Annotated in this window: 26 protein-coding genes; 10 read left to right on the top strand and 16 right to left on the bottom strand. The window is 69.2% G+C overall.

The genetic code is table 11. The features are described from left to right. Positions 1-130: 130 nt before the first annotated feature. Positions 131-2,335: a protein translocase subunit SecD gene (secD, locus tag Amac_RS01745; protein WP_155352494.1), complete on the bottom strand. Its 2,205-nt coding sequence runs from the start codon at positions 2,333-2,335 to the stop codon at positions 131-133. A gap of 43 nt (positions 2,336-2,378) precedes the next feature. Continuing rightward, complete coding sequence (locus tag Amac_RS01750) at positions 2,379-2,714, bottom strand: hypothetical protein (RefSeq protein ID WP_155352495.1); 336 nt, start codon at positions 2,712-2,714, stop codon at positions 2,379-2,381. A gap of 74 nt (positions 2,715-2,788) precedes the next feature. Here Amac_RS01750 and Amac_RS01755 point away from each other — a divergent pair, with 74 nt between their 5' ends. From Amac_RS01755 to Amac_RS01765, 3 genes are all read left to right on the top strand, one after another. Beyond that, a complete protein-coding gene (locus tag Amac_RS01755) occupies positions 2,789-3,145 on the top strand; it encodes a hypothetical protein (protein ID WP_155352496.1) in 357 nt (118 codons plus the stop codon). Between the two features lie 100 nt (positions 3,146-3,245). Then, a complete protein-coding gene (locus Amac_RS01760; protein WP_155352497.1) occupies positions 3,246-3,560 on the top strand; it encodes a TraR/DksA family transcriptional regulator in 315 nt (104 codons plus the stop codon). Then, positions 3,557-3,880, top strand: coding sequence for a TraR/DksA family transcriptional regulator (locus Amac_RS01765; RefSeq protein WP_155352498.1), 324 nt, complete (start codon positions 3,557-3,559; stop codon positions 3,878-3,880). Before Amac_RS01760 ends, Amac_RS01765 begins: the two co-directional genes overlap by 4 nt. A 51-nt stretch (positions 3,881-3,931) precedes the next feature. Here Amac_RS01765 and Amac_RS01770 read toward each other — a convergent pair whose 3' ends face one another. The 8 genes from Amac_RS01770 to Amac_RS01805 form a co-directional block, all read right to left on the bottom strand. Then, positions 3,932-4,180 (bottom strand): type II toxin-antitoxin system RelE family toxin, encoded by a 249-nt coding sequence (locus Amac_RS01770; RefSeq protein WP_155352499.1) that lies wholly within the window; start codon positions 4,178-4,180, stop codon positions 3,932-3,934. Then, positions 4,177-4,470, bottom strand: coding sequence for a DUF6247 family protein (locus Amac_RS01775; protein ID WP_155349477.1), 294 nt, complete (start codon positions 4,468-4,470; stop codon positions 4,177-4,179). The genes Amac_RS01770 and Amac_RS01775 overlap by 4 nt, the downstream gene beginning before the upstream one ends. A gap of 108 nt (positions 4,471-4,578) precedes the next feature. Then, on the bottom strand, positions 4,579-5,637 hold the full coding sequence (locus tag Amac_RS01780) for a WxL protein peptidoglycan domain-containing protein (RefSeq protein ID WP_155352500.1): 1,059 nt from the start codon (positions 5,635-5,637) through the stop codon (positions 4,579-4,581). 54 nt (positions 5,638-5,691) lie between these two features. After that, positions 5,692-6,312, bottom strand: coding sequence for a hypothetical protein (locus Amac_RS01785; protein WP_155352501.1), 621 nt, complete (start codon positions 6,310-6,312; stop codon positions 5,692-5,694). A 50-nt stretch (positions 6,313-6,362) separates the two neighbouring features. Then, positions 6,363-9,521 carry a family 43 glycosylhydrolase gene (locus tag Amac_RS57130; RefSeq protein WP_218040831.1) on the bottom strand — a complete coding sequence of 1,053 codons (3,159 nt, stop codon included), beginning with the start codon at positions 9,519-9,521 and terminating at the stop codon, positions 6,363-6,365. A 70-nt stretch (positions 9,522-9,591) separates the two neighbouring features. After that, a complete protein-coding gene (locus Amac_RS01795; RefSeq protein ID WP_170322259.1) occupies positions 9,592-14,322 on the bottom strand; it encodes an Ig-like domain-containing protein in 4,731 nt (1,576 codons plus the stop codon). 241 nt (positions 14,323-14,563) lie between these two features. Further along, positions 14,564-14,710: a hypothetical protein gene (locus tag Amac_RS01800; protein ID WP_155352502.1), complete on the bottom strand. Its 147-nt coding sequence runs from the start codon at positions 14,708-14,710 to the stop codon at positions 14,564-14,566. Between the two features lie 404 nt (positions 14,711-15,114). Continuing rightward, a complete protein-coding gene (locus Amac_RS01805) occupies positions 15,115-15,309 on the bottom strand; it encodes a hypothetical protein (protein WP_155352503.1) in 195 nt (64 codons plus the stop codon). 148 nt (positions 15,310-15,457) lie between these two features. On the opposite strand from Amac_RS01805, the gene Amac_RS01810 reads away from it, so the two are divergent. Continuing rightward, a complete protein-coding gene (locus Amac_RS01810) occupies positions 15,458-16,075 on the top strand; it encodes a hypothetical protein (RefSeq protein WP_155352504.1) in 618 nt (205 codons plus the stop codon). A gap of 1 nt (position 16,076) precedes the next feature. Here Amac_RS01810 and Amac_RS01815 read toward each other — a convergent pair whose 3' ends face one another. After that, positions 16,077-16,499 carry a MarR family winged helix-turn-helix transcriptional regulator gene (locus Amac_RS01815; RefSeq protein WP_218040832.1) on the bottom strand — a complete coding sequence of 141 codons (423 nt, stop codon included), beginning with the start codon at positions 16,497-16,499 and terminating at the stop codon, positions 16,077-16,079. A gap of 118 nt (positions 16,500-16,617) precedes the next feature. On the opposite strand from Amac_RS01815, the gene Amac_RS01820 reads away from it, so the two are divergent. The 6 genes from Amac_RS01820 (at position 16,618) to Amac_RS01845 (ending at position 20,472) form a co-directional block, all read left to right on the top strand. Further along, positions 16,618-17,037: an SPW repeat protein gene (locus Amac_RS01820; protein WP_155352505.1), complete on the top strand. Its 420-nt coding sequence runs from the start codon at positions 16,618-16,620 to the stop codon at positions 17,035-17,037. Positions 17,038-17,256: 219 nt separating this feature from the next. Beyond that, positions 17,257-17,694, top strand: coding sequence for a DUF732 domain-containing protein (locus Amac_RS01825; RefSeq protein ID WP_155352506.1), 438 nt, complete (start codon positions 17,257-17,259; stop codon positions 17,692-17,694). Between the two features lie 196 nt (positions 17,695-17,890). Next, positions 17,891-18,088, top strand: a complete 198-nt coding sequence (locus Amac_RS01830) for a hypothetical protein (RefSeq protein WP_155352507.1) — start codon at positions 17,891-17,893, stop codon at positions 18,086-18,088. A 12-nt stretch (positions 18,089-18,100) separates the two neighbouring features. Further along, positions 18,101-18,406 (top strand): VOC family protein, encoded by a 306-nt coding sequence (locus Amac_RS01835; RefSeq protein ID WP_155352508.1) that lies wholly within the window; start codon positions 18,101-18,103, stop codon positions 18,404-18,406. 296 nt (positions 18,407-18,702) lie between these two features. Continuing rightward, entirely contained in the window at positions 18,703-18,942 is a 240-nt protein-coding gene (locus Amac_RS01840; RefSeq protein ID WP_155352509.1) for a hypothetical protein, read from the top strand. Positions 18,943-19,107: 165 nt separating this feature from the next. Next, complete coding sequence (locus Amac_RS01845; protein WP_155352510.1) at positions 19,108-20,472, top strand: ankyrin repeat domain-containing protein; 1,365 nt, start codon at positions 19,108-19,110, stop codon at positions 20,470-20,472. Between the two features lie 13 nt (positions 20,473-20,485). On the opposite strand, the gene Amac_RS01850 is transcribed toward Amac_RS01845, so the two are convergent. The 5 genes from Amac_RS01850 to murQ all read right to left on the bottom strand — a co-directional run bounded on the left by Amac_RS01850 (position 20,486) and on the right by murQ (position 25,550). Continuing rightward, positions 20,486-21,472, bottom strand: coding sequence for an N-acetylglucosamine kinase (locus Amac_RS01850; RefSeq protein ID WP_155352511.1), 987 nt, complete (start codon positions 21,470-21,472; stop codon positions 20,486-20,488). After that, positions 21,465-22,751 carry a family 4 glycosyl hydrolase gene (locus Amac_RS01855; RefSeq protein WP_155352512.1) on the bottom strand — a complete coding sequence of 429 codons (1,287 nt, stop codon included), beginning with the start codon at positions 22,749-22,751 and terminating at the stop codon, positions 21,465-21,467. The genes Amac_RS01850 and Amac_RS01855 overlap by 8 nt, the downstream gene beginning before the upstream one ends. An 81-nt stretch (positions 22,752-22,832) precedes the next feature. Beyond that, complete coding sequence (locus Amac_RS01860) at positions 22,833-23,342, bottom strand: GNAT family N-acetyltransferase (protein WP_155352513.1); 510 nt, start codon at positions 23,340-23,342, stop codon at positions 22,833-22,835. Continuing rightward, entirely contained in the window at positions 23,339-24,508 is a 1,170-nt protein-coding gene (locus tag Amac_RS01865; protein ID WP_246268018.1) for an anhydro-N-acetylmuramic acid kinase, read from the bottom strand. Before Amac_RS01865 ends, Amac_RS01860 begins: the two co-directional genes overlap by 4 nt. Positions 24,509-24,599: 91 nt before the next feature. Next, complete coding sequence (murQ, locus tag Amac_RS01870; RefSeq protein ID WP_155352514.1) at positions 24,600-25,550, bottom strand: N-acetylmuramic acid 6-phosphate etherase; 951 nt, start codon at positions 25,548-25,550, stop codon at positions 24,600-24,602. Positions 25,551-25,745: the final 195 nt, after the last annotated feature.

Raw genomic sequence — 25,745 nt, forward strand, 5'->3', positions numbered from 1 at the left:
CGCACATCTACCCAGCCTTTGACAAAGCTATAGATCTCCTGACAATTCACTTTGCCGAGACAAATCCCTAAAAGGATCACAACCGTAGGGCTCCGTACACCAGGGAGCAGGTGACGGAGCCCGATTGAGGTCAGCGGGTGCTTCGGGGCCGAGAAGGGGGTGGATTGCGGTCGAAGCGGTTCAGGGCGATGGCGACGGGGCCCGCGACGAACGAGGAGGACAGGGTGCCCGCCACGATGCCGGTGACCAGGGCGATGGCGAAGTCGTGGAGGGAGTCGGCGCCGAAGACGGCCAGAGCGCCGAGAATGAACAGGGCGCCGAGACCGGTGTTGATCGTCCGGGGGACGGTCTGCAGGATCGCGCTGTTCACGGCTTCGGGGAGACGGTCCTTGCTCGCCCACAGCTCCCTGACCCGATCGAAGACCACCACCTTGTCGTTGACGGAGTAGCCGACGATGGTGAGCATCGCGGCCAGGAAGATGCCGTCCACCGGCTTGCCCAGCCAGGCGAACAGCCCGAGCACCACGGCCACGTCCACCAGCAGGGCCAGCACCGCCGCCACGCCGAAGGTCCACCGGAACCGTACGGCCAGGTAGATCAGCTGGGCGGCCATGGCGACGATGAGCGCGATGGCGGCGTTGCGGCGCAGTTCCGCGCCCATGCTGGGGCCGATGAACTCGTCCCGGCGCTTGGTCACCTCGCCCGCGTGGCCGCGCAGGGCGTCCTGGATCCTGGCGACGTCCTCGGGGGCGAGCTGCCCGGCCCGGATGGAGACGAGCCCGGCCGAGGAATGCACCACGGCGGACGGGTGACCGGCGTCGGCGACCGCACGTCGGGCGACCTCGGCCGGCACGGTGCCGGAGGTGGTGAACTCGACGGCTCTGCCTCCGGTGAACTCGACGCCGAAGTTCAGGCCCTGGGTGAACGTCCCGGCCAGCGCGACCGCGACCAACCCGCCCGCGAGAGTCAGCCACCAGCGGCGGGCCGCCATGATCGAGGGGTTCCTGCGGGTGAGCCACGACCTGATCCGGCCGGCCGAGCCGATGCCGGCCACGTTCGGCCCGACCCGGCCGATGACCGCCTGGGTGAGCACGCGGGTGATCAGCATCGCCGAGACGAGCGAGGCCAGCACCCCGATCCCCAGCGTCACGCCGAAGCCCTTCACCGGCCCGGAAGCCAGCCAGAACAGGATGGCGGCGGCGATCAGCGTGGTGATGTTGGAGTCGGCGATGGCGCTCCATGCGTGCTTGAAGCCCAGGTCCAGAGCGGCTCTGAGGCCGCGCCGGGGAGCGTGGCCGTACTCCTCTCTGGCGCGTTCGAAGATCAGGACGCAGGCGTCGATGGCGATGCCGATGGCCAGGACGAAACCGGCCAGGCCGGAGAGGGTGAAGGTGGCGCCCATGGCGACCAGCACGGCGTACGAGATGAGGCCATAGCTGGCCAGGGCGACGGCGGCGAGCAGGCCGGCCAGGCGGTAGACGACGATGATGAACAGGGTGGTCAGGACGAGTCCGGTGATGGCGGCCTTGGCGCTGGCGTCGATCGCGTCCGCGCCGAGCGTCGGGCCGACGCTGCGCTGTTCGACCAGGTCGAGCGGGACCGGCAGCGCGCCCCCCTTGATGAGCACGGCCAGATCGCGCGCCGCCTCGTAACCGAAGGAGCCGGTGATGTCGGTCGAGCCGCCAGGCATGCCCGCCCCGCAAGCGAACGCGGGGTCGAGCTGCGGCGAGGAGATGATCTTCTTGTCGAGGACGATCGCGATCCTGCGTCTCGGGTCTCCCGGCTCCGCGCAGGCCACGTCGCCGGTCAGTTGTCGCCAGGCCCGGGCGTCGCGGAAGTCGATTTTGACCGACCAGCCGAGCCCACCCGCCGGGTCGGTGCGCTCGCCCGCGCCGGTGATGCCGTCGCCGCTGATCGCGGCGGGGCCGATCCGCAGTCGCTGACCGTGTTCGTCCCGCGGTGCGGCCTGGTCGGTCTCCTCGGCGAGAGCGAGTACGGGATGGATGCTCAGCTGCGCGGTCCTGCCGATGACCTCGGCGGCCTGACGGGGGTCCAGGACGCCGGGCAGCTCCACGACGATCCGCCGGTCGCCGGAACGGATCAGGGTGGGATCGACCACGCCGAGCGCGTCGGCCCGGCGGCGCAGCACGTCCAGGGCGCGGTCGGCGGATTCGGAGTCGGCTTTGACGGTCGGTGAGTCCCTCGCCTCGAAGACGAGCTGGGTGCCGCCTCGCAGGTCGAGGCCCAGGCGTGGCGAGAGACTGACGGTGATGATGATCGAAGTGACGATGACGGCCAGCGCCGCCAGCGCACGCCAAACAGGCGCACGGGACACGGAAGCCTCCACAGGCTCGGATGTGCGGGAAGGAAAGAGCTGGTCAGAGAGCCGTGGAGGGCGGGGCGCGGGCCGGCGGCGCGCAGCGGCGGAGAGCAGGGAGAACCCGGTCGTCGCCGGGGAGCGCGCAGGCGTGCCAGGCGACGCGCCACCGAGGCGCGCCCGAGGCGAGAACGGCGTGCCAGGCCGTGCCGGGCACTTCGTGCAGGGCGGTACGGACCTGCGAGAGGGGCACCGCGCGGCCGACAGGGTGCTGCTGGTCGGCCTGCCACGCGACCACGCTCGGCGTGGCCGTGATTCCGGTCACCCCGGAGGCGTGAGCGGTGACGGGCAGCAGCCATGCCAGCAGGAGCAGGACGGCGGGCAACCTGGTCCGCACGACGCCTCCTCCCGGCCGGTGACCGTCCAGCCTAGCCCGCGTCCTGGTGCCTGAAGTGGGCTATGGTCGGGAATATGTGGCTCCGGAGACCCTGTGGCTCCGCCTCCTTCACGGCGGCGGTGGGTCTTCTCCTGCTCGCACTGGTCATGTTCGCCTCCACTCCGGCGTGGGCCACGAGCGATCCCGGCCGGGAGTCCAACCAGTGCGCGACCGACGTGATCACGCCGTTCACGCAGACGTCCGCGGCCTTGGCGCTGCCACCGATCACCGGGGCGCCCGGTCACGCGTCCCGCCTGTGGCCCGTGGCCAGCTGGGCGCAACCGGTGTCCGGAACCCGGCCGGTCTGGCCCGACGCGGGCTCGGCCGACATTCGCGACCCCCAGCAGTCGGGGCATCGCGCGCCCGGCTCGCGTAGCCCGCCGACGCTCTAGAGGTTCTCTCCTTCCCCTGCGCGCGAACTGCGCCCGGGGCTCATCGATCTGCCGCGATCGCGCGGGATCGCTGAATTCTCACGCTAGGAGTGACACCGTCATGGCGTCTTTGCACACGTTCATTCAGGACTACGAGTGGCACCTGGCCCGGCTCGAAGAACTTCGCGCCCTGCTGGAGGAGCGCCGCGCCGCCGCCAGGACCGAGCTGGAACGCGCGGCCCGGCCAGGCGCCCACGACCGCCTGGCCGCTCAGCTCGCCGCCATCGAGTCCGCCATCGAACGGATAGACCGAGGACTGTACGGCGCCTGCCGGCGCTGCGGCACGTTCATCCCGCTCACCGTCCTGTTCCAGGCTCCGCACGAGCAGCGGTGCCCCGACTGCGCCCGCCTCACCGCGAAGGAGATGGCAGCATGACCGGGCTCAGCCGGATCCAGACCGACGCCATCGCCGAGGAACTGCGGGAACAGCACCTGTGGCGGACCTCCCGCCTCCAGGAACTCACCACCCTGGTCGAGACCACCGAAGGCGACGGCGACCTGCGCCAGCGCACCCTGGCCGACCTCGCCGCCACCGAACGGGCCATCGCCGAAATCGAGAAGGGCCTGGCCCGCCTCTCCGAACGCGACTACGGCCAGTGCGAGGACTGCGGAACCTCAATCCCGTACGAGCGCCTGAAGATCCGCCCCCTGACCCGGCACTGCATGCCCTGCCGCCGGGCCCACGAGTCCCGCTGACCCCCATCCCGCGTGCCCACCCGGGCACGCGGGCCCACCATCTCCATCGCGTCAGCCGGCCCACAGGATGTCCACAACGCGGACGATCTCAACCGAGTCCAGAATCAGGAACGTGACGAATCCGTGGTCGCCGAAGTCGGCTCGTCGTACCTGCGGGTCGTCTGTGGCCATGCTGGTGAGCGGGTCATACGGGTTCTCGCAGACGTCGGCCATGGCCTGGACCAAGGCGGTGAGCGCGTCCGTGGGAAAGCCGCCGAGCTGGCTTAGCGCCCGCTCGGATAAGTGGGGGCGGTAGGTCACCGGCGGCGGGCCAACTCGTCGGCGATGGCCTCATCAAGGGGTGTGGTCGCACCAGCACCTTCCTTGGCTTCCTGGATGGCGTCGTAATAGCCGGGCCGGTTGGTGGCGATGACCGTCAGGTGCCATCGGTGCAGCAGCCGCTTCAGAGCCGTGTAGCTGGCCAGGTCGTCACGTGCCGCCTCGACCGCCTGACGGTACTGGCGGAGGAATTCCGGCCGCTCCCGGACGGGCAGACCGCGAAGGATCACCTGCGGGTCCTGCGGGTCCTCCTCAATGGGCTGAGCGCTCATAGAAACAACCGTACCCCGACGTGTGTAGAGCTGGTGCTGCCCCGGGTGAAACACCCCATCGACCACCGACGCCATACCCGCATCTGCCCGGCTATCGCCTGAAACCCCTCATTTATCAGGATCTTTGGCGACGAGTGTGGAATCGCGGGCCTCTGCGCGGCCTTCGTCGCGGGCGCGGGCGAGGAGGTCGGCGAGGCGGTGGCGGCGTCGGCGGGTGATGGTGCGGGAGGAGAGGAGGAGGGCTCCGAGGAGTATGGCGAGGGCCAGTTGGGGCCAGGGCAGGGTCCAGATCGTCACGTCGACCGCGGTGGGCTCGATCAGGGCGCCGGATGGGACGCCGCCCTGGACGGCAGGGGACACGGTGACGCTCGTGCTGAGTGGTCCTAGCGCCCAGACTCCTGCGATGCGGGTCTCGATCTCTCGGCTGTCGCCCGGGAATATCTGCTCGACGCCGGTCTTGGCATCCCGTTCGGCCAGGCCGGTCAGGTCGGTGACCGTTACCCCGCCGGTGCCGGTCACCGCGATGTTGCCCTTGTTCGTCGCGGTGTATTTGACCCGGATGGTGCCGGCTGAGAAGGGGTTCCACGGCTGCTCGTACGTGGCGGTGAGGTCGTCGACGGCCACCGCCGCCGTGATCGTGCCGGTGGCCCGCATCATGACCCGGAACCCCACCCGGCTCTCGACGGCGACCGTGCCCCGGGCACTGGTGACCGTCGCCGCGATGCCGGCCGGATGGTCTCCCGGTGTGGCGTCACCGGGCACGGTGATGGTGAACGGCACCACCTTCGTCTCCTTGGCCCCGACGGTGACCTCGTCCTGGACCTTGATCCAGGTGCCGCCGTCCACCGAGGAGCGGTCGGACTGGAGCATGTTGAAGCGGCCCTTGTCGGTGAGGTAGCCGTCGGCGGCCTTCAGGGCGAAGACGGCGGCGCCGTCGCTGAAGTTCCGCACGGCCAGGTGCTCGGTCACGCTCTGACCCGGGTCGAGCGTGAGCTCGATCCACCGGCGGCCGTCCGGGCCCTGTTGGTTGGCCGGCTGGACCGACCAGGTGAGTGTTGGCTTGGCCGGTTCCGCCATGGCGCCGGTGGGCGCGATCGGAACGGTGAGGAGCACCGCCGCCAGCACGGCGAGGAGCCGCGGCAATATCTGGTGCAATGTTCGGATCATGGCGAAATCCTCCGGCATAGGGGGGCCGCGTCGCCGCGGCCCCCACCGCGCGTTTTATTCGAACAGGGACAGGGTCAGCGTCGAAGCGTACGAGCCCGCGGCGACATCCGCCGGGGTGCGCAGGAACAGATCGGCGTTGACGGTGAAGGCGCCACCGGCGACGGAGCCGGAATCGAAGGTCGAGACCAGGAGCTCCTGGTCGACCAGGCCGACGTTGTTGCCGGGCTGGGTCGGCTCGTCGAGAACGGTCACGACCTCCTCACCTTCGGCGACCAGGCCGGTCTCGCCACCGTCGATCAGGTGCGGCTTCCAGCCGAGGTGGCCGGCGCTGATGGGCGCCTGACCGCTGTTGCCGGCGAAATCGGTCGCGTTGCCGAGCACGGCCCAGGCGGAGCCGGCGGGCACCTCCTCCATCGTGCGGGTGTCGGTGACCGTCACCGTCGGCAGGGTGCCGAGGAACTCGCGCGTCTCCAGGGTCGAGTCGCCCTCGGCCAGCGCGACGGAGTCGGCGGCGATCGACAGGGCGAGCACGCCGGGTTCCTTGATCTCCTCGATGTCGACCGTCACCTCCACACTGGTGCTGTCGCCGGGGTCGGCCATGGCCGGCGCCTGCAGGGCCACCGACGCGGTCAGGGCGGCAGCCGCGGCGAGCAGCCATTTGTGCTGGTTCTTCATGTGATGCTCCATTTTGCGTGATTGCTGGTGATGAGGATAGAGATGGGGGGTCAGGTGCAGGTGAGGGAGGAGTGTTCGGCGGGGTAGACCGAGGTCGTCTCCTCGCCGTCCACGGTCCCGGTGGCGCGGACGGTGACCGAGCCCGCCGCGATCGAGGCCTCCCGGGTGGCGAACGACTGGTAGGCGTTGGCGCCCGGCGCGACGTTCGGGAAGGATCGCTCGCCGTACGCGGTCTCGACGGTGATGGTCGCCGCCGCCTCGTGGTCGTTGCGCGCCTGCACGCCTACGTACGCCTTGCCGGCGATGCACCGCGGCGCGACCGTGACCGTGACGGGGATCTTGGCCGGCTCAGTGCCCGGTTCGTCGGCGAAGACCCGCCATTCCGTGATCGCGACCGCGGAGAAGGTGGTGCCGTTGCCGTTGGCCCGGACCGTGGCCCGCACCCGGGGCGTGGTGATCGGGGTGAAGGTGACGGTGTTGAACGCGGTCGTGCTCGTGCCGTACGCGGACGCGCCGGGCACGTCACGCCAGGCCGAGGTGACCTCGTCCCAGTACTGGAGCACCCACCCGTCGGGCTGGGCGACGCCGTCGCCGGTGCCCTGGTTGGAGTCCCGCCAGAACTTCAGCTCCGACGAGATGATCCGCACGGGGCGGGACCACTCGTACTGGACCCACTGGGTCGCCGGGCGGGTGCCGGACCAGGTGCCCCAGATCTGCGCCTGGCTCGGGTTGGCCGGGTCGGCGTTGTCGTTCAGGGCGGTGACGCTGTTCCAGCCCGCCGTGTAGGAGGCGGTCGGGGTCGCGATCGGCGCGATGTTGCCGGTGAGCGGCCCGGACAGGTCCGCCGGGATGACGACCGTCTTGGCGGTCTCCAGGTTCCCGGCCACGTCGAGCGCCCGGAACGACACGGTGTGCTTGTTGGCGTCGGGTGCCGTGATGAAGCCGCCGGTGGAGGGGGTCCATGGGCCGGTGCCGATGGCGTACTCGATGCCGGCGACCCCGGAGGTGGCGTCGGCCGCGAGCACCTTGACCGTCCGGTTGGCGGTGTTCAGGGTGCCCACGCTGACCGGCGCCGTGGCGTCGATCCGTACGGTGAGGTTCGCGGGCGCCGAGACGTTGCCCGCGCGGTCGGTCGCGGTGGCCGTGACGGTGTGCTGGCCGTCGCCGGTGACGTTGACGTCGGCCTGCCGGGTGTCCGTGGTGACGACCGGCTGGCCGCTGTCCACCCGCGACTCGATGGTCAGCCGGCCGCCGCGGTCGTCGGCACCGGTGACGCGCACCCGCACCGCGGAGCGGAACCAGCCGGCGCTGCCCGCGCTGCCGCTGGGCGTGAGCGCCAGCGTCGGCGCCGTATGGTCACCCTCGGTGTCACCGGGCGAGATGACCTTGACCTGCGCGGAGACGCGGCCGGCGGCGTAGCCGAGCACGGTGCCCTGGATCGTGAACGTGCCAGGCTCGGCGACCTGTTCCGGCGTCACCGGGTCCCAGAAGACCGGCACCCGCAGCGTTTCGCCGCCGAACGGCACGTCGACGGTGCCGGGCAACTCCCGCTCGCCCACTTCGACCGTCAGTGCCGGTGGCGTGACGGACTCCGGCTGCGCGGCGAGGATCTTCCACTCCTCGACCGCCACCGCCGAGTAGGTGCTGCCGTTGGTCGACGCGTCGAACACCGCGCGGACCTGCGTGGTGGTCACCGGATTGAACGTGGTGTTCTGGAAGCCCTGCGTGCTGGTCGGGTAGCCGCTCGGGTTCGGCACGTCGGCCCACTGCGCGGTGCCGAGGTTCCAGTACTGGATCTTCCAGCGGGCGGGTGCGGCCACGCCCACGCCGCTGCCCTGCGGCTGGTCGTTCCAGAACTCGATCTGGGAACCGGAGATCCGCATCGGCTGGTCCCAGGTGTACTGCACCCACTGCTGCGGCGGGTTGCTGCCGGTCCAGGTGCCCCACATGTCCGGCGGCAGCGGGTTGGACCGGACGATCTCGTCGTTGAGCGCCTTCACCCAGTACTGCGTGGGCACGGGCTCGTTGGAGACGGCGACCTTCGCCTCCTGCGCGATGTTCGGCCGGGGCGTGAGATCACGTCCCTTGACGGGCGTCGGCGTGACGAGCTTCATCCGCGGCGGGGTCTGCGTGTCGTCCCACTCGACCGGGTCGATCGCCACCGAACGGCGGAAGTGGCCGCCACCCACGGCGTCCGCGGTGTGGTACGCGATGTACCACTTGCCGTTGAACTCCAGGATGCCCGGGTGGCTCGTGGTCGAGGAGACCGGCCGGAGCATGGTGCCCCGGTAGGTCCATGGCCCCTCGGGCGACGCGGCCGTCGCGTAGGCGATGCAGGCGTGGTAGTTCGCCGGGGTGCACGCCGAGGTCGGGCCGGCGTTGTTCCCGGCGTACGCCATGTAGTACGTGCTGCTGCGCTTGAAGATCCAGGCCGCCTCGAAGAAGCCGGTCAGGCCGGTGACGGTGCGCTGAGTGCCGACCGGGGTCTTCATGTCCTGCTGGAGTTCCAGCATCCGCAGGTTGCTGAACGAGCCCCAGTAGATGTACACCCGCTGGTTCGGCGCCGTGCCGTCGACGAGGATCGTCGGGTCGATGTTGTGGATGGTGTTGGCCGTGGGCACCCGCTGGGAGATGATCGGCCCGCCCGCGTGGTCGGTCCACGGGCCGGTCGGGCTGTTCGAGACGGCCACGCCGATCGCGAACTTGTCAGATGCCGGACTGTCCCGCTCGTTGATCGGGACGTACCAGTAGTAGCGCCCGTCCACGCCGCGGATCACCTGGCCGGCGTACGCGCGTCCTGGCGTCGCCCAGGCGAAGACCTGTTCCGGCCGCATCAGCGAGGGGTAGTGGGTCCACTCTCCCGCTTGGACATCCGCGGTGCGGAAGGCGCCCCACTCGTTCATGATGAAGTCGTTCGTGGACGGCCCGGCCTGGTCGTGGCCGGTGTAGATATAGAGCTCGTCGCGGCCGCTCTCGTTGCCGGGGGCGCCGGCGGGCACGACGACCGGCGCCGGGTCCGCCGAGTAGTAGCTGCCGTCGCCGAGGATGGGGTTGCGGGTGTTGGTGAAGGTGACGGAGTCGGCGGCGTAGGCCGGAACGGGAACCCCGATCAGGGAGCCGGCCAGGAGAAGGGCGACCGCCGCCGGGACGGTCCTGCGTAACCGGCGCTTCAGTGATGAGACGGCGCTGCGCCTCGCGGCGTTCTTCAAGGTGGTGCGTTCCTTACTCTCAGCGGAGGTTGGTGGCGGCGCCGCGGGGGCGCCGCCACCAAGGGGGGTGCTAGCCGCAGTTGAGCGCGCCGTACGGCACTGCCACCGGTACGGTGACCGGCGTGCCGTCGACGGTTCCAGTGACCTTCACCGTCGCGGTGCCGGCCTGGATCGACTTGGCGCGGGTGTTGAACGCCTGGTAGGCGAACTTCCCGGGCGCGACGTTGGCCACGGTCCGCGACCCATACGGCGTGCTCAGCTCGATGGTGAGCGGCACGTCGTCGTCGTTGCGGACGTTGAGGGTGACGTAGACGTTCGTGCCGGTGCACTGGGTGCGCGCCTGCACGTCGGTCTCCCAGATCGGGCCGCCCTCGCCCACGGTGAGCGTCAGCGTGGTCCGGATGGTGCCGGCCTCGCTGACGTAGTCGGGCAGGATCAGGTCGCCGATGACGGTGTAGGTGCCGTCGGTGTTGACGATCTCCGGGTTGAACCGCCAGTTCACCCCGATGGCCTGGTTGTCCCTGGATCCGTCGTTGTAGGAGACCTCCACCTTGCTGGGCAGGTATGGCAGCTCGCCCACCTCGACGTGCTGCTGGAACGACTCGGCGCCCTGGATCGAGATGCCGCCCTGGGACATCTCAGGCCGCACGTAGACGCGGGCCTCGGCGATCAGGCCGTAGGCGTCGTTGGTGCCGTAGACCACGAACGGGTCGACGTTGGGCTCCGCGACCTGGTCCGGCGTGATCGGCTGCCACTTGAACCCGACGGTGCCGCGGGCGCCGCTGGCGTAGACCGCGTCCAGGGTGGCCGGCAGGGTGGGCACCATGCCCACGCCGGTGCGGATGAGCACCGGCGAGCGCACCGTGTCGACGGTCTCGCCGTTGGCGCGCCAGCGCAGCACGCCCGTGCCGGCGCCGCCGGTCATGAGGCCCCAGATGCGGATGCGCATCCGGCTGGTCGTCACCGGTTCGAAGTTGAAGCGGTTGTAGGTGTTGGTGGCCAGACCGTCGGCGTACGTCGATCCGTTCAGGGTCACCGGAGTCCAGGTGGTCCCGTCCGTGGAGGTCTCGATGGCGTAGGTCGTGGCCGTGGGGCGGCGGGTGCCGCCGTTGTCGTCGTACCAGTAGATGTCGGTCGAGGAGAGCCGCACCGGTGAGGTCCACTCGTACTGGATCCACGCCTCGGTCGCGGGGCTGGTGCCGTTGCGCGGCTGGCCCCAGTTGCCCCAGCCGGTTCCGGCGCCCGGGTTCGAGCTGCTCGGGGTGGTGGCCTCGTTGACCCGCGCGTGGTTCTCCCACGACGCGGTGCCGCTGGTGGTGATCGTCGCGGTGGAGCCGAACTCCGCGACGACGTCCTTCTTGGCGAGGGTCGCCGACACGGTCGCCGTCGACCGCTTCTCGCCGTCGTCGGCGAAGAACCGGAACACGTAGTCACCGGCGACGGTGCCGGTCACCCGGGTCGACAGCGCCTTGGAGTCGGCGAAGATGACGCCCGCGCCCTGCGGCGCGGAGACGGTCTCCCAGCCGAAGGTGAGCTCGTCGTCGTACGGGATGCCGTCGTCGGACGCCGTGCCGACCAGCCTGGTGGACAGGTTGCCGTCCGCCGAGCCGTCGCGCGTGGCGGTGACGGTGGGCGCCTGGTTGGAGACGTCCGGCACGTCACGCCCCGAGTTGAACACCTGGATCTCGGAGATCGCGGTGTAGAAGGTCGGGTTGTTGGTGAAGACGATGCGGACCTTGTCCGCCGTCACGGTGTCGAAGAGCGCCTCGTTGAACTTCGCCGACGGGACGGACGGGTTCTTGAACTGGCCCGGCACTTCCTTCCAGCCGCCGCTGCCGTTGGGCACCTGGACCCACCAGCGCGCGGGCTCGCGGTAACCGCCGGCCTGGCGGTCGCTGACGAAGAACACCTTCGCGTTGTCGAAGGACTTGGCCGACCCCAGATCGAGCTCGACGTAGCCGTTCTTGTCGGTCGTGCCGTAGTTGCCCCAGTAGGGCTCGTTGGCGGTGACGCCGTCGGTCACCGCCGCCAGCGTCACGGGCTGCTCAGTCTCCTTGATGGCGCCGGGCGTGTAGTTCATCGAGGTGGTGCTGAAGCCGGGCGTGTGGAACTGCCGCCACGGCGCCGGCCGGGTGCCCTGCTGGGTGTGGGACGAGGCGAGGGTGGCGCCCTTCGCCAGGTTCGCCGCGTCCTCGGTGAGGTCGACTCCGGCCGTCTTGAGGTAGCTGACGACGCGGTCGTCCTCGATCGGGGTGTTCACCGCGGTCGGGAAGTCGCTCCCGGCGGCCGCGGTGAAGGTGACGGTCACGCCGTCCTCGGCCTGGACCTGGTTGGTCTTCGGGTCGTAGGTGAGCTTGCCGAGCTTGTCGGCGCTGGCCTTCTTCTCGCCGTTCAGGAACAGGCTGTAGCCCGCGCCCAGACCGTACTTGGTGCCGTCGGGGTCCCAGACGATGGTGACGTCCTGCCCGTGGTACCGCAGGTTGTTGACCATGAAGTGGTCGTAGCCGAACTTGATCGGCCACAGTTCGATCTTGTCGTCGGAGCGCGGCTGGATGCCCGCCATGTCCTCGACGAAGATGTAGTTCATGTTGCCGAGCATCACGTGGTTCGGGTTGTTGCGGTTGTAGGTCTTGGCCGTCGCGTTCCAGTTGGAGTAGTACTCCGACTGGTTCGGGACCCGCATGTCCGCGTTCGGGTAGATGCTCCAGGCCATCCAGTCAAGCAGCCGCTTGGCGTAGGCCGGGGTGATGTACTTCTGCTCCGGGTCGTAGTGGCGCAGCGCCGACCGTACGGCGCGGTACTGCACGGTGAAGTTGATGTTGGAGAAGTTGTTGGAGCCGCCGACCCCGTAGGCCGTCCGGTCGTACTGGTTGGCGGTGTAGAACGGGAAGATCGGGAAGTTGTCGCCGTAGGTCAGGAAGCGGTAGCCGTCGACGTACTGCTGCCACTGGTCGTACGGGATGAGGTTCTCGGCGTAGACGTCGTAGAGGTTCGACTCCTTGGCCGGGATCAGGCCGCGGGCCGCCGGGGGCAGCGGGTTGGCCTTGCCGTTGGAGCTGGCCCCGCTGGTGGCGCCGTGCGACGTGGCGGCCAGGAACATCCGCGTGTCGGGGCTCCACAGCCGGTTCAGGATCGCGTCGCGGATGCCGTTGGCGCTGGCCGCCATCTGGTCGACCTTGGCCTGGCCGGCGCCGGAGATCTGGTACAGCTGCCGGGCGGCGTCGAAGGCGCCCCACACGTACGCCGACTCGGGACGCTCGATCGTCCGCGCGCCGGGCGCGCCGGCGCCGGTCTTCGGGAAGCCGAAGGAGATGGCGTCCGCGTCGTTGCCCGGCATGTAGTTGGTGTCGTAGGCGATGAGCTTGTCGTTGTTGCCGTCGTAGTGCTGGAGCTGGCCGACGCCGTCGCCCTCGAAGAAGTGGGCGAACTTCTCGGCGACCTCCTTGCCGCCGCCGTGCACGTTGTAGGCCTCAAGGCCGGCCGTGCCGATGTACTGCGAGTAGTGGTTGTTCCAGCTCGTGTGACCGGGGCTGTCGAGGAAGGCCGAGGAGCCGGACAGTTCGCCGATGTTGAGGATCTGGCCGTACGGCAGATACGGCGTGCGCAGCCACTTGGTGTCCTGCAGGTGCATCGGCTGGGTCAGCGCCACGGCGTTCTGGTAGAGGTTCACTCCCTCGATCGTCGTGGGGTACTGGTAGACGTGACCGGTCGCGTTGGCGTCGAGGGTGTTGTAACGCTCCCCCCACCAGCGGTAGACGATGGCCTTCTCGAGCGCGGGGTCGGGGACGTTGATGTAGGGCACGTCCTGCGCCCACTGGCGGTTGAACGCGGTGATGCCGGTGCGCACCGCCACGGCCGGCGCCAGCTCGGCGTACTCGTGGTAGCTCTCCACCGTCTTCGGCAGCGTGGCCGAGGAGACCGCGCCGACCACGGAGAGCGAGACCGAGCCACCGGCGGGCACAGTGACCTCGCGGTCCAGGTTGGCGCCGGTGCGGGTGAAGCCGGCACCGGTGAGGTCGGTCCTGACCGTGTTCCACGGGGTGTCGACGAGCCCGTTGTTGGAACCGCTGGTGATGACGCGGGTGCCGGTGAGCTCGGCCGCGGTGGCTCCCGCCTGGGTGGCCAGCGGCGAGGCGGCCCGGACCGTGAAGGTCGCCGCCGACCCACCGGGGTTGGTGAAGGTGATGGCGGTGACCGCGACGTTGTCGTAGGTGATGAACTTCGTCAGATCGGCGGTGACGCCGGTGGTGCCGATCGTGTACTGGCTCTTGGCGTGGCTCGGCGCGTTGAACCGGTTCGCGTTCACCTCGGTCACGGTCTGCCCGGGCACGGTGACGGTGTACAGGTTGCCGAGGTTGTTGGGACCGCCGACGAAGGTGCTGCCGGCGAAACCCATGACGGTGAAGTTGTTGTTACTCGCGCCGCGCATGTAGAGGGAGCGGCCCCGAGTCATCAGCACGGTCGACCCGAGCGCTCCGCGAACGCCCAGCACGCGGTCGAGATAGTAGTCCGTGCCGCCGGCGGCCAGGTCCTTCTCGAAGATCGACTGGTGCAGGTTCGCCGCGGTGTACGGCACGCCCGGCTTGAGCTGGTTGGCGACGTCGCCGACGTTGGCGTAGACCGGGTCGCCGATGTCCATGACGTGGCTCTGCCCGTTGGTGTAGACCCCCACGTCGCCCTCGTTGCCGGGCAGAATCGGGCCGTCGGCGTGAGCGGCGGGTGGCAGGCCGATCACCCCTCCCGCCACGAGCGCGGCGAGAGCCGCCCACGTGGGAGCCCTCCTTAAGCGTCTGGTGATCATTTGCTCCTCCTGGTACCGGTGGGGGTGAATGTCGGGCTTATGCCGGCACACGCACGGGGGCGTGCCGAGGGTCGGAAACGGCTCGTGATTGGTTGGCGGCGCCGCGGCGCGGGCGTCGCTGTCGTGGGTGACTCAGCTGATCGGGAGCCAGGCGGATGACCCGCGGGTGACAGGCGGGTGGCCGGCTTGCGTGGACACGGGGTTCGTCGATGTGGATACGGGGTTAGTCGACGACGGGCGGTCAGACCCGCGGTGATTCCGCACCCCGGAGCCGCCGGGGGAATCCGTGGCGGCCAGGCAGGCGGGCGGCACCCGGTCCTGCGGCGGGTAGGCGTAGCAGCGGCACCATCGTGACCAGGACCGTGTGGACCAGCGCACGTGGCTTCATGACCCTCTCCTTCCGATATCCCCCCGACGCATGCCCGAAATCACCTAAAAGGTTTTCGAAACATAGAAGAAGCCTGTGACGCTGTCAATGGTGGACTGGCCGGTAGGCCGAGCGTCGGCCACTTCACAGCATCCTGAAAAGGTTTTCGACAGGGCATGACCAGGCGGTTCCGCGGCAGCGACCAGGCGGCCGCCGGGGTCAACGAGGCGGCCGGAGGGCGGGAGCTCCGGCCTGCGCGCCCCGGCAGGACCGGACATCCCCCCATTCTGGGACACCAGGGTCGCAAAGGTATATCAGTGACGTAATGACATGGATTATGTGTCGCTCTGATCACACATCTTGTGTTATGTCACATGTGATCACTACGAATAGGACCGGACTACTACGTGGAGGTCCCCTTGCGCTTACCCATCGCCCTCGCCGTCTCGGCCGCCCTCCTCATCCCCCAGGGGGCGGCGACGGCCGATCCCACCGAGCCGGCCCAGCAGGCGGTACGGGATCGCCAATGACGTCAGGGTGGAGCACGCGAGGGCCAGGCCGCCGTCGTCAGCGGCCGGGACGAGCGGGGCGCGGCCGTGGTGCATTCGGACGCTCGTCACCAAGGGCGTGACACGACGTGACATGACGTGGAACAGCGCGAGCGCTGCTGGTGTGTGGTGCCTGTGAAGATTCTGCGCACTTCGTTGATCACGTTGGTCGTACGGCGCTAGCGTTCGTCTTCCGATCACGCGGAGGCGGGAGAGAACCATGATCATGGAACTGGTGCTCACGGGTGCGCTGGCGGTGGGGGCGCCGGTGGCCCCGCTGACGCAGGCGGAGATGAAGAGGGCCCTGCTGGCCGACAAGGATCTCGGCAAGGGTGTGGCCATCTTGTCGATGGACCTGGATGGAGCGTTCCTGTCCGCGTTCAGGGTGGACGAGGCGCGCTGCATGGATGCGCTGAAGGCGTACGACAGTGTGTTCGGCGGGCAGCGGCCCTCGGCCTGGATCATCGGCAAGGTCAACGGGTTACATCAGGTGTTCACGGGTGGTCCGGCGACGATCAGGCAGCTCAAGACCGCCGCGTTGAAGGTCGCCACCGCCTGTGACGGGCAGGTGGGTTTCCGGCGGCAGAGCGAGTTCAAGAAGAAGAAGGTCGCCAACCTCGGCGACGCCACCTACGCCTTCGAGGTGACCTTCGACAGCGCTCGGTTCCCAGGGGCCGATATGAACACCTATGTGTCGGAGTTCGTGGTCGTGGCGTACAAGAGCTCGGTCGTCGTCTACCAGGGCCTGACCGACACCAAGTCGACGTGGCCGACGACGGTGAAGACCGCCAAGAAGGCCGTCGCCAAGGTCAAGAAGGTGTACGCCCGGCGCGGCTGAGTCACGGCGCCTCCGGCACGGCCAACGCGTTGATCAGAGGAGCCAGCCGCCGGAGTTCTTCCAGATGGGTGGCGCTGAGCAGGGCCAGCTTGCCCTTGCCGGCGCTGGTGAGCTTCAGGCGTACGACGCGGCGATCCTTGCCCTCCCCGCGGTTGCGGGCGACGAGACCGAGCTGCTCGACCCGATCGATCAGCTGCACGGTGCTGTGATGCCGGGTGCACAGGTAGTCGGCGAGTTCTCCGATGGTGGGCCCGCGCGAGTCGTCGTGACCGCGGATCGCCAGCAGCAGCTGGTGCTGGGTGGCCGTCAGCCCCACCTCGGCCGCCCGCTCCTCACTCCACCGAAGGAAGCGGCGCACCCCCACCCGGACCGCGAGCAAGCTCGCATACTGCCGGTCGTCGAGAGCGGTGGGTGGTGGCATCATGGGGACATATCTCCTTATGTGATATTATCACAACATGATATATGAGTAAGGCGGCATGTGAGCCGCGTTGCTCAACGAGCCACACGTACGCACTGCGTTCGAGAAGGTGGTGAAAGACATGGCTGGTCAGGCCATGAAGATGCACCCCGACATCCAGGAACTGCGGGCGAAGTACGAGCTCGCCGCGGAGACGCCGACCGCCAAGGCGGTCGCCGGCCTCACCTTCCTGACCGGGCTCTACCTCGCGATCTCGCCCTTCGTGGTCGGATTCAACAGGTTCCCGACCCTGACCGGGAACAACCTGATCGTCGGGATCGCCCTAGCGCTGCTGGCCCTCGGGTTCGCCTCGGCCTACGGCCGGACCCACGGCCTCACCTGGGTCGCGCCGCTGATCGGCATCTGGACGATCATCGCTCCCTGGGTCATCAGCGCCGACGTCGCCAACACGGCGACCATCTGGAACAACGTGGTGACCGGCACGGTCGCCCTGCTCCTCGGGCTGGGCGCGATGTTCCTTGGGGGAAGCCGGGCTAGATGACTCGAGGCGACGCCTCTTTCCCAGGCGGAAGCCCGGCTTCCGCCTGGGGCCGGATCTCCCGGAGGTACGGCGATGAAAGCGTTCGTCCTATGGGGCGCGGCAGGCATAGCCTGCAGCCCTCGGCCATCCGCCGCAAGTCTCAGCTGGTGACCGCACCATTGTCGAGCAACATCACCAATTCACCAGAAAGGGGTTGATCTTTCGGCATATTGTTCCTCAATGCATTCTCCGCAGCAGAAGCAGCCGGGATGGTCGCGGATCTCGACCGGCCGACGGGCGACGGTGCTGGTGGCGGGCCTGGCAGTGCTGACCGCCCTGCTGGCCGGGGCCTGCGGCGAGGACGGCCCGGCCACGGCGGCCCAGGCCCTTCCGACCCTGCCCAGCGACCTGCCGACGGCCGTCCCCACTGCCGAAGGCAACGGCTCGACGCCGACGGACCAGCAGCGCAAGGAGTTTCTATTCTCTTTGGCTGTCGCCGCCCCATGGCTGCTGGACGAGGGGCTGGCGATGTCGGCGGCGAACAAGACCTGCCAGGACATCAAGAAGGGCGTCTCGGACGCCGATACGGTCGCGAATGCCCAGAAGCACTTCACCGACGTGGACGCCACCCAAGCCCAGAAGATCGTCGATGCGGTCCGGGTCTGGTGCAAGCCCTGACCAGGTCTCCCCTGGCGACCGGCCATAATCTCTCCCCAACGGGGATTTACGGGGGCAGGATGGCAGCGACCCGGACTGTATGGGTGTGGGACTGAGCCGCGCTTGTGGATCGGATGCGCTCCAAGCTGGTCGACCGGGCGGGGAACGGGGACCCCTGACCTTGACATCAGCAGTCTGTGAGAGCGACCGTGCCTAAATGGACGACCTCGACATCTCTCAGGCGGCCGACAAGCTCAACGACCTCGCGCACGGAGCACTGCTCCGAGGGGACATCAGGTTCATCCGCGATGAGGCCGGTCGGCGAATCGCCGCGGTGGTGCCGGTTTCGATCGCGGAGCAGGCGCTGCGGCTGCGGGCGGAGGCCGAGGCAGTCGAGGTCGAGTCGCCCGTATAGAAGGCCCCCGACATGATCCACACCAATCTGATCGTCATCTACACCAACCAGCTCGACGCCTGCCACGCCTTCTATACCGGCCTCGGCCTGGACTTCGACAGGGAGCAGCACGGCCGCGGCCCCGAGCACTATGCCACCACGCTCGGACCGATTGTCCTTGAGCTGTACCCCACGGGCACGGGCCAGCCGACCGGCCGTCTGCGTCTCGGGCTCACCATCCCCACGACCATCGGCCCCGCGCTCCCACCCGGCCAGCACACCCTGACCGACCCCGATGGTCGCACCGTAGCCGTCACCATCACCGAGGACCTGGATTAGGTACTGGCCGACCCCGCCAGGTAGCTGATCAGCAAATCGGCCGGGCGATCAGGCCGGATCACCACGCGGGAGGGGGCCCCGGGTCGGCTTCCCCTCCGCCCGAGGCCGCGATCAGCTTAGCGACATCCGAACGCACGGTCGAGAATTGTCGGATATTTCAGGCCGATCCGCAGGCAGCGCGCCGTCGCCCTTCCCGCCGATCCATCCGCCGAGCACGATCTTCCAGGACACCCAACCCTAATTGATGACGAACTGGCACAATCAGGACACCCGCCCCCGCCAGAGGTGACTCCCCGATGACCAGCCCTAAACCGCGCCGTCCCACGGCCGCCCAGCGCGCGGTTCTGCTCCGGATCCGCGATGAGGTCGTACGCCACAACCCTCTCTCGCCGCGGCGGTCGGGCATCTCCGCCGCAACCTTGGCCGTCCTCTTCAAGGCCGGGTGGATCGAGCACGACGACGCCGACGTGGACCGGGAGAACGGCCGGCGGCTGATCCTTACCAACGCGGGCCGGGGTGCCCTGGAAGCTTCCTAGCGGTTGCCTTCACGCAGAGCCGATCACTACTCTGAAAGGAGCGTGCGAGGGCGCTGCCAGTCCGCGGGCAGGGATTTTCCCACCTCGAGCAGCACGTCAACGCACTGGACAAGACCAACCTCTTTCCGGCCGGGCAAGCGGACCTCGGCGACGAAGGAGGTTGCGATGTCCGATCGTCATTTCGAGCTGCCGGCCCATCCGAACCTGGAGTACTACCGCAAGCAGGCCAAGCACCTGCATCACGCGTACGCGGCGGGCGATGCGACAGCCGAAGCCCGGGTTGCCGACGTGCTGAGCGATCGAGCCGCCGAGCGGTTCCTGCTCAGCGACGCCCAGTTCGTGCTCGCTCAGGAACACGGATTCCGGACCTGGGCCGAGTTTCGCGCCCACGTCGAAAGCCGCGGCACCATCGAAGAACGGCCGGTCTCCCGCCTCATGGGAATCAGACCGGGCATCTACGCCTCGATGGCCGACGCCCTCCTCGTCGAGTTGCGCCGCGACGATCCCGGCGCGCTGCGACGGTTGCGGGCCTACGTGCCCCGGCACGCCACCGCGACCTCCGCCGCGACCGCCGAGCTTCGCGACGCGGGACTGATCATCGCGCGGGAGCTCGGCTTCCCGACCTGGCAGGAGCTCGTGTCGTACACCGAGAAATCCCGGCGCGATCTCGGCGAACGCCGGGAGAAGCGGCGGCGGCTGCACCGCGAGGCCGAAGCCCTGCTGGCCGGCGACACCGATCGGCTGGCCGGTCTGACCGCCGAGCAGGCCGACACCCTGCTGCACATGCTCGCGGGCCCCGAGACGATCCCCGGTGTCCGGCTCGAGAAGGAGCTCGGCGTGCCACGCGCCGCAGTCGATGTCCTGCTCGGCAAGGCCACCAACCTGGATCTCCCGCTCACCTGGGCTGCCCGCTTCAACCGGGTCGAGTACGTGCGCCTGCTGCTCGACGCCGGCGCCGACCCTGGCGTCCGGAAATGGGGCACCACCCCGCTGGAGAACGCCATCTACCACGACAACACGGAGGTCGTCGACCTGCTCGCCGAGCACGGAATCGTCCCGCGGGCGCTCTGGACGTATGCCGCCTGCGGCCGGCTGGATCTGGTGCGGGCCTGTTTCGACGCGGACGGCAGCCTCCGGCCGGACGCCGCGTCGGCGCGCCCCGACCTCGCCGACACCGGCGCAGGCTTTCCGTCCCGGCTGCCGCCGACCGATGACCCGGAGGAGATCGTGGGAGAGGCGTTCGTCCATGCCTGCCAGCACGGCCGGATCGAGGTCGTGCGCTGGTTCCTCGACCGCGGCGTCCATCCCGACGTCGCGCCCTACCTCGGGCGGACCGGCCTGCACTGGGCGATCCCGGGCGGTCGTCTCCACGTGATCCGCCTGCTCCTGGAACGCGGTGCCGACCCATCCATCCGCGACGATCTCCTCCAAACCGACGCCGACGGCTGGCTGCGCATCACCTTCGCCGCTCGCCCGCACGATCCCCTGACCCAGCAGCTCCACGATCTGATCGAGTCCCGATCGCGCTGAGTTGCTGCTGCCGTCAGTCGCTCGCCGAACCGGTGAAAGTGTCCTTCACCTCCGCCAGAGTCGAGGCGTCTACGCCGATCCGGTCGAAGGCTTCGACGGCCGCACCGAAAACCGGGGGCACGCGCAGCACAGTGACCTGGGCTGCGGGCGCCCGTGCCAAGATGCCGTCGGTCACCCGGTCCAGCGGCAGGCCGTCGGCGCTCTGCAGCGTACCTCCGCCGAGGACGACCTCGACGTCGCTGCGGGTCAGACGCAGCCGCCGGACCAGAGCGTTCACCATCGTCACGACCTCGTCGGCGAAGCCGGCGATGATGCGGGTCGCCACCGCATCGCCCGCTCTGGCGGCAGCGAACACCAGGGGGGCCAGCACGTGGAGTTCGTCGTACCGGATGATGCCGCGGTGCACCGCGACGGCCACGTCCTCCGGGCGGCGCAGGCCGTAGTGGGCCGGCACGGTCGTGGAGAGGACGGTTGCCGGCCCGCGGCCGTCTCGGTGGCGGACCGCGGCGCGCAAGCCCAGCATGCCGGTGTTCTGCCCGCCGCCCGAGTCGCCGGCGTAGTCGCCCAGCGAGAGGAAACGGGCGACCCGGGCAGAGGGGTGCACGCCTATGGCGTTGATTCCGGCGCCCGCCGTAACGGCGATCCCCCACGGCCGGCCGGCTCCCGCGCGCAGCACCGCTACCGTGTCGTTCTGTACCACGGTCACCTCGGCCTGGCCGGCGCGTTCCAGCTCGCGCCGCGCGATCCTCCGTTCGATCGGCAGGTCCACGTTGGCCAGGAAGTAGGCGGCGCACCTGGCTCGCGTATCCGCGGGTACGCCGGCGAGTTGCCGGGCCTCGTTCACCACGGTGGCCAGTCGCTGCCGCCACGCCGCGAGGTCGATCAGCGGCGAGCTGATACCGGGCCCTCGATGGCGGGCCAGCAACCGGCCGGAGGTCGTGAGAATGACGACGTCGGTCTTGGAATTGCCACCGTCGACGCCGATGACGTACTCAGGCATCGGCGGGCTGGGTGCCGGGATGCCGCGCGAAGAACCGTGGCAGGTGCTGACGGTTGGCGTCCAGCACCGCGTCGAGCAGCGGTACCGCGATGTCCCACTGTCGGACCAGGGGATGTGCCAGCAGCGCGCGCAGCGCCACCCGGCGGTCGCCGGTCCGGGCCGCCTCGATGGTCAGGATCTCGTACGCGGTGACCGCCTGGACCAGGCCGAGCATCTCCGGGGCCAGCGCCGCGACCGGTACCGGATGTGCCCCAGCGGTGTCCACTGTGGCCGGTACCTCGACTACGGTCTCATCGGACAGCCCGTCGATCGTCCCGTTGTTGCGCACGTTGACGTAATGGTGGGCGCCGTCCCCGGTCAGCAGCGAGGTCGCCAGGGCCGCGGCGGCCTCGCTGTAGTAGGCGCCACCGCGCTTGTCCAGCAGAGCCGGCTTGTGGTCCAGCGCCGGGTCGGCGTACATCTTCAGCAGGGTCTGCTCGATGTCCAGAACCTCGTCGGCGCGGTGCGGTCCGCCGGCTCGCGCCTCGGTCGCGCGGTCGGTGCGGTAGAAGTAGTGCAGGTAGTAGGAGGGGATCGCACCGAGCGTGCGCATCAGCTCGGCGGGTGCGTCGACCAGGTCGCCGATGTCATCGGACGCCAGCATCTCGGGCAGCCGGTCAATGCCGTCGACGAGTACCCGGCGGATCCAGGAGAGGTGATTGAGCCCGGCATGGTCGAGCCGCACCCGGTCCGGATCCACCCCGAGCCGGGCGGCCAGCCGGCGCTGGAGCCCGATCGCCACGTTGCACAGCCCCAGCGCGCGGTGCCCCTCGTCAAGCAGTGCCCGGGTGACCATGCCGACCGGGTTGGTGAAGTCGACGATCCAGGCATCATGCCGCGCCCGCCGCGCCACCAGGTCCGCGATCGCCAGCACGACCGGTATCGTGCGCAGCCCTTTGGCGAAGCCGCCTGGGCCAGTGGTCTCCTGCCCCAGCAGTCCGAACCTGCCGGGCAGGGTCTCGTCAACCAGCCTGGCCCGCTGGCCGCCGATGCGGAGCTGGATCAGCACGGCCGCGGCCCCGTCCACCGCAGCGTCCGGTGACGTGGTGGTCACGAGCCGGCCGGCGAAGCCTTGCCTGGCAAGGATACGGCGGGCCAGACCGCCGACGATCTCGAGCCGGTCGGCGGCGACGTCCTGTAATACCAGTTCCTCCACCGCCAGCACGCGCGAACGGCGGGCGAATCCTTCGATCAGTTCGGGGGTGTAAGTGCTGCCACCACCGATCACCGCAATCTTCATGGGTTCCTCGTTCGCTTTCCGTTTCCGATACTTCTTTGCCAGCCAGGTCGACGCCGGCGTTGCCGTCTATGGCGCGGTGGATCACGTCGAGCGCGCCGGTCGGAGGTACCGGATCTGGGGGGTACGCAACCGGGCATCGGTCAACCGGCCGCCGTCCGGGCGGAAACCCTCCCGCTCGTAGAGCCGGCGGGCGGCGGCGTTGCCCTCGAACACCCAGAGCCGGACGTCCACATCGGACATCTGGTCGAGGGCGTGGCGCAGCAGGCGGCGCCCGACCCCGGCCCGCCCCGCGGACGGGTGGACGTAGAGCGAGACGAGGCAGCCGCCGCCGGGGTGCTCGTCGTCGGCGCCGTAGCTGGCGAAGCCGATCGGCCGGTCGCGATCGTCCACAGCGGCGACGGTGTGCTGTCCCGTGGTGCCCAGCCGCCGGGAGAGGGCGGCGGTCCAGTGCGCGGCGTCCAGTCCGTCGATGACGTCGTCGGGTACCACTCCCCGGTATCCGCCGCGCCATGCCGCCAGGAACACCTCGGCCAGCGCGTCCGCGTCCGCCGCTGTGGCCGGGCGCAGGGCCGCCGTCGCGGATGTCGTCATCGGATGCGCATCCGGCGGGGCGTCACGGTCGCCGGTTCCGGCAGTCGCAGCGGGCGGGCGCCGGGCGTGAAGGAGCCGAGGATCGAGCCGGTCCGCGCGCCGGTCGCCGACGGTATCGTGCCCGGCAGGCCGTGCACCGACAGGTACCCGAGCAGCGCCATCAGGTAGGCCTCCTTACCCTGGGGCGGCAGCCCGAAGTCGTCGATGCCACGCAGCCGGGTAGGCGCCGACAGCGCCGCGATGCGCGCCATGAGCGTGGGGTTGCGCACGCCGCCGCCGGCGACGACCAGTTCGGCCAGGTCCTGCGCGCGGCCGGCGTCGGCGACCAGGCGCGCGGTCAGCTCGGTCAGCGTGGCGAGCAGGTCCTCGGTGCCGATGGCCAGGTCGCCGACGGCGTTACGGACGTAGCCGGCGTGGAACAGCTCCTTGCCGGTCGACTTGGGTGGGGGCAGCCGGTAGTAGGGCTCCGCCAGCAACCGGTCCAGCAGCCCGCGGTGGACGGTCCCGGCGGCGGCGAGCGCACCGTCGGTGTCCATTCGCCGCGCGCCGCCGGTGGCGTCGGCCACCGCGCCGTCCATCAGCGCGCTCGCCGGTCCGATGTCGTACGCGAGCACGTCGCCGGCGCCGTCCTGGACCGTGATGTTGGCGATGCCGCCGAGGTTCAGCGAGCCGCGCCGCACGCCTTCGGAGAGCACGAGCATCGCGTCCAGAGTGGACGCCAGAGGTGCCGCGTGGCCGCCCCGGGTGAGGTCCCGGGTACGCAGGTCGGTGACGGTGGCGACGCCGGTCGCTTCGGCGATCCACGCGGCGGCGCCCAGCTGCAGCGTACCCAGAGCCTGTCCCCCTTCGACCCAGTGGAAGACCGTCTGTCCGTGTGACACCACGAGGTCGGCGGCACCTCCCGCGAGCCGCTCGTTGGCGGCGGCGGCGACCGAGCCGAATAGCCGGCCCAGCTCGGTGTGCAGCCGGCACACCTCCTCGAACGTGGTCGCGTGCGGTGGCAGCGCGGTGGCGATCCGGGCGCGCAGCTCATCCGGCAGCGGCTCGCTGTGCAGGCCGCGCGGCCGGCAGACGATCTCGTCCCCGGCCAGCGAGAGGTCGGCGACGGCCGCGTCGACCGCGTCGTAGGAGGTGCCGCTGATCATGCCGATGACCGTGAGGTCCACTGTGGACTCCAATATCGCTGGGCCGGTTCCGGTCGGGATCGGTGGTGTCGGCAGCCGCGTGGGCACATCGTGGTGGACACCGCCGGGTGCTTCATGCCGGTTCTGGGTCACCGAGGGCGGCTCGCAGGCTTGACGCCTTGGCGAGTACGGCGGCGGCCTGCTCCCGGGTCAGATTGCGCGACAGCATCAGGACCGCGGTCTTGACCGAACCTTCGGATCGGGCGAGGGCTCGCCGGGCTTCAGCCGCTGAGCGGCCGGTGACGAGCATGACTGCCTGCTCGGCTCGGGCACGCAGCTTCTCATTGGTCGGTTGAAGGCCGACCATGATGTTGCCGTAGGTCTTTCCGAGCCGGATCATGGTTACCGTCGAGATCATGTTCAGCACCAGCTTCTGCGCGGTGCCGGCCTTCAGGCGTGTCGACCCTGCGATGATCTCTGGCCCGACGACGACCTCGATCGCGTGATGGGCGGCTTGCCCGATGAGGGAGTCGGGGTTGCATGCGACCGCGACGCTCAGCGCGTGCCGCCGACGTGCGAACTCGAGTGCGCCGACCACGTAACGGGTTCGGCCGGATGCGGAGATGCCGACGACGACATCCGATGGGTTGAGTCCGATGCCTTCGAGCGCGTCGGCTCCGCCTTGCGCGTCATCCTCGGCGTCTTCGACGGCGGTCCGGATCGCCGCGTCTCCGCCGGCGATGATTCCGGTGACGACGGAGGGGTCGGTGTTGAACGTGGGGGGGCATTCGCTGGCATCGAGGATGCCGAGCCTGCCGGCCGTGCCGGCACCGATGTAGATGAGCCGCCCGCCCGCTCGCATCCGGTCCGCGATGTCGTCGATCGCGCGGCTGATCTGGGGAAGCACCGCCGCCACGGCTAACGAGATGCCCTGGTCCTGTTCGTTCATCAGGGTGACGAGTCTGTCCGTGGGCAGAGTGTCGAGATTGCGGAGCTCTTCGGCGACGGCCTCGGTGGTGAGCGCCGACAGTTCGGCGCGGACGTGGTCGAGAGTGCCTCGCGTTTCATTGCCGAGGTCAGACACGGATTACGTACCTTTCGTGGGGGAGGTCGGAGCGGACGGCGAGCATTTCCGTCTCCGTAAGGTTCCGGGGTCCACGCGGTGTTCAGGTCGCGGACGCCGAGTTCGCTGAGCAGGTCCGACGGTAGGAGGCGATGAAATGAATTTACAACAAGCCCATTACTTGCGAAAGTCATTGACGAGCGGCGATCATGTCCA

It is taken from the genome of Acrocarpospora macrocephala (assembly GCF_009687865.1).
Taxonomy (GTDB): domain Bacteria; phylum Actinomycetota; class Actinomycetes; order Streptosporangiales; family Streptosporangiaceae; genus Acrocarpospora; species Acrocarpospora macrocephala.

Coding starts and splice junctions, on each gene's coding strand:
- Amac_RS01755 (WP_155352496.1), top strand. CDS start 2,789: ATGTGGCTCCGGAGACCCTGTGGCTCCGCCTCCTTCACGGCGGCGGTG.
- Amac_RS01760 (WP_155352497.1), top strand. CDS start 3,246: ATGGCGTCTTTGCACACGTTCATTCAGGACTACGAGTGGCACCTGGCC.
- Amac_RS01765 (WP_155352498.1), top strand. CDS start 3,557: ATGACCGGGCTCAGCCGGATCCAGACCGACGCCATCGCCGAGGAACTG.
- Amac_RS01775 (WP_155349477.1), bottom strand. CDS start 4,470: ATGAGCGCTCAGCCCATTGAGGAGGACCCGCAGGACCCGCAGGTGATC.
- Amac_RS01780 (WP_155352500.1), bottom strand. CDS start 5,637: ATGATCCGAACATTGCACCAGATATTGCCGCGGCTCCTCGCCGTGCTG.
- Amac_RS01785 (WP_155352501.1), bottom strand. CDS start 6,312: ATGAAGAACCAGCACAAATGGCTGCTCGCCGCGGCTGCCGCCCTGACC.
- Amac_RS01795 (WP_170322259.1), bottom strand. CDS start 14,322: ATGATCACCAGACGCTTAAGGAGGGCTCCCACGTGGGCGGCTCTCGCC.
- Amac_RS01800 (WP_155352502.1), bottom strand. CDS start 14,710: ATGAAGCCACGTGCGCTGGTCCACACGGTCCTGGTCACGATGGTGCCG.
- Amac_RS01810 (WP_155352504.1), top strand. CDS start 15,458: ATGATCATGGAACTGGTGCTCACGGGTGCGCTGGCGGTGGGGGCGCCG.
- Amac_RS01815 (WP_218040832.1), bottom strand. CDS start 16,499: ATGATGCCACCACCCACCGCTCTCGACGACCGGCAGTATGCGAGCTTG.
- Amac_RS01820 (WP_155352505.1), top strand. CDS start 16,618: ATGGCTGGTCAGGCCATGAAGATGCACCCCGACATCCAGGAACTGCGG.
- Amac_RS01825 (WP_155352506.1), top strand. CDS start 17,257: ATGCATTCTCCGCAGCAGAAGCAGCCGGGATGGTCGCGGATCTCGACC.
- Amac_RS01830 (WP_155352507.1), top strand. CDS start 17,891: ATGGACGACCTCGACATCTCTCAGGCGGCCGACAAGCTCAACGACCTC.
- Amac_RS01835 (WP_155352508.1), top strand. CDS start 18,101: ATGATCCACACCAATCTGATCGTCATCTACACCAACCAGCTCGACGCC.
- Amac_RS01840 (WP_155352509.1), top strand. CDS start 18,703: ATGACCAGCCCTAAACCGCGCCGTCCCACGGCCGCCCAGCGCGCGGTT.
- Amac_RS01845 (WP_155352510.1), top strand. CDS start 19,108: ATGTCCGATCGTCATTTCGAGCTGCCGGCCCATCCGAACCTGGAGTAC.
- Amac_RS01850 (WP_155352511.1), bottom strand. CDS start 21,472: ATGCCTGAGTACGTCATCGGCGTCGACGGTGGCAATTCCAAGACCGAC.
- Amac_RS01855 (WP_155352512.1), bottom strand. CDS start 22,751: ATGAAGATTGCGGTGATCGGTGGTGGCAGCACTTACACCCCCGAACTG.
- Amac_RS01860 (WP_155352513.1), bottom strand. CDS start 23,342: ATGACGACATCCGCGACGGCGGCCCTGCGCCCGGCCACAGCGGCGGAC.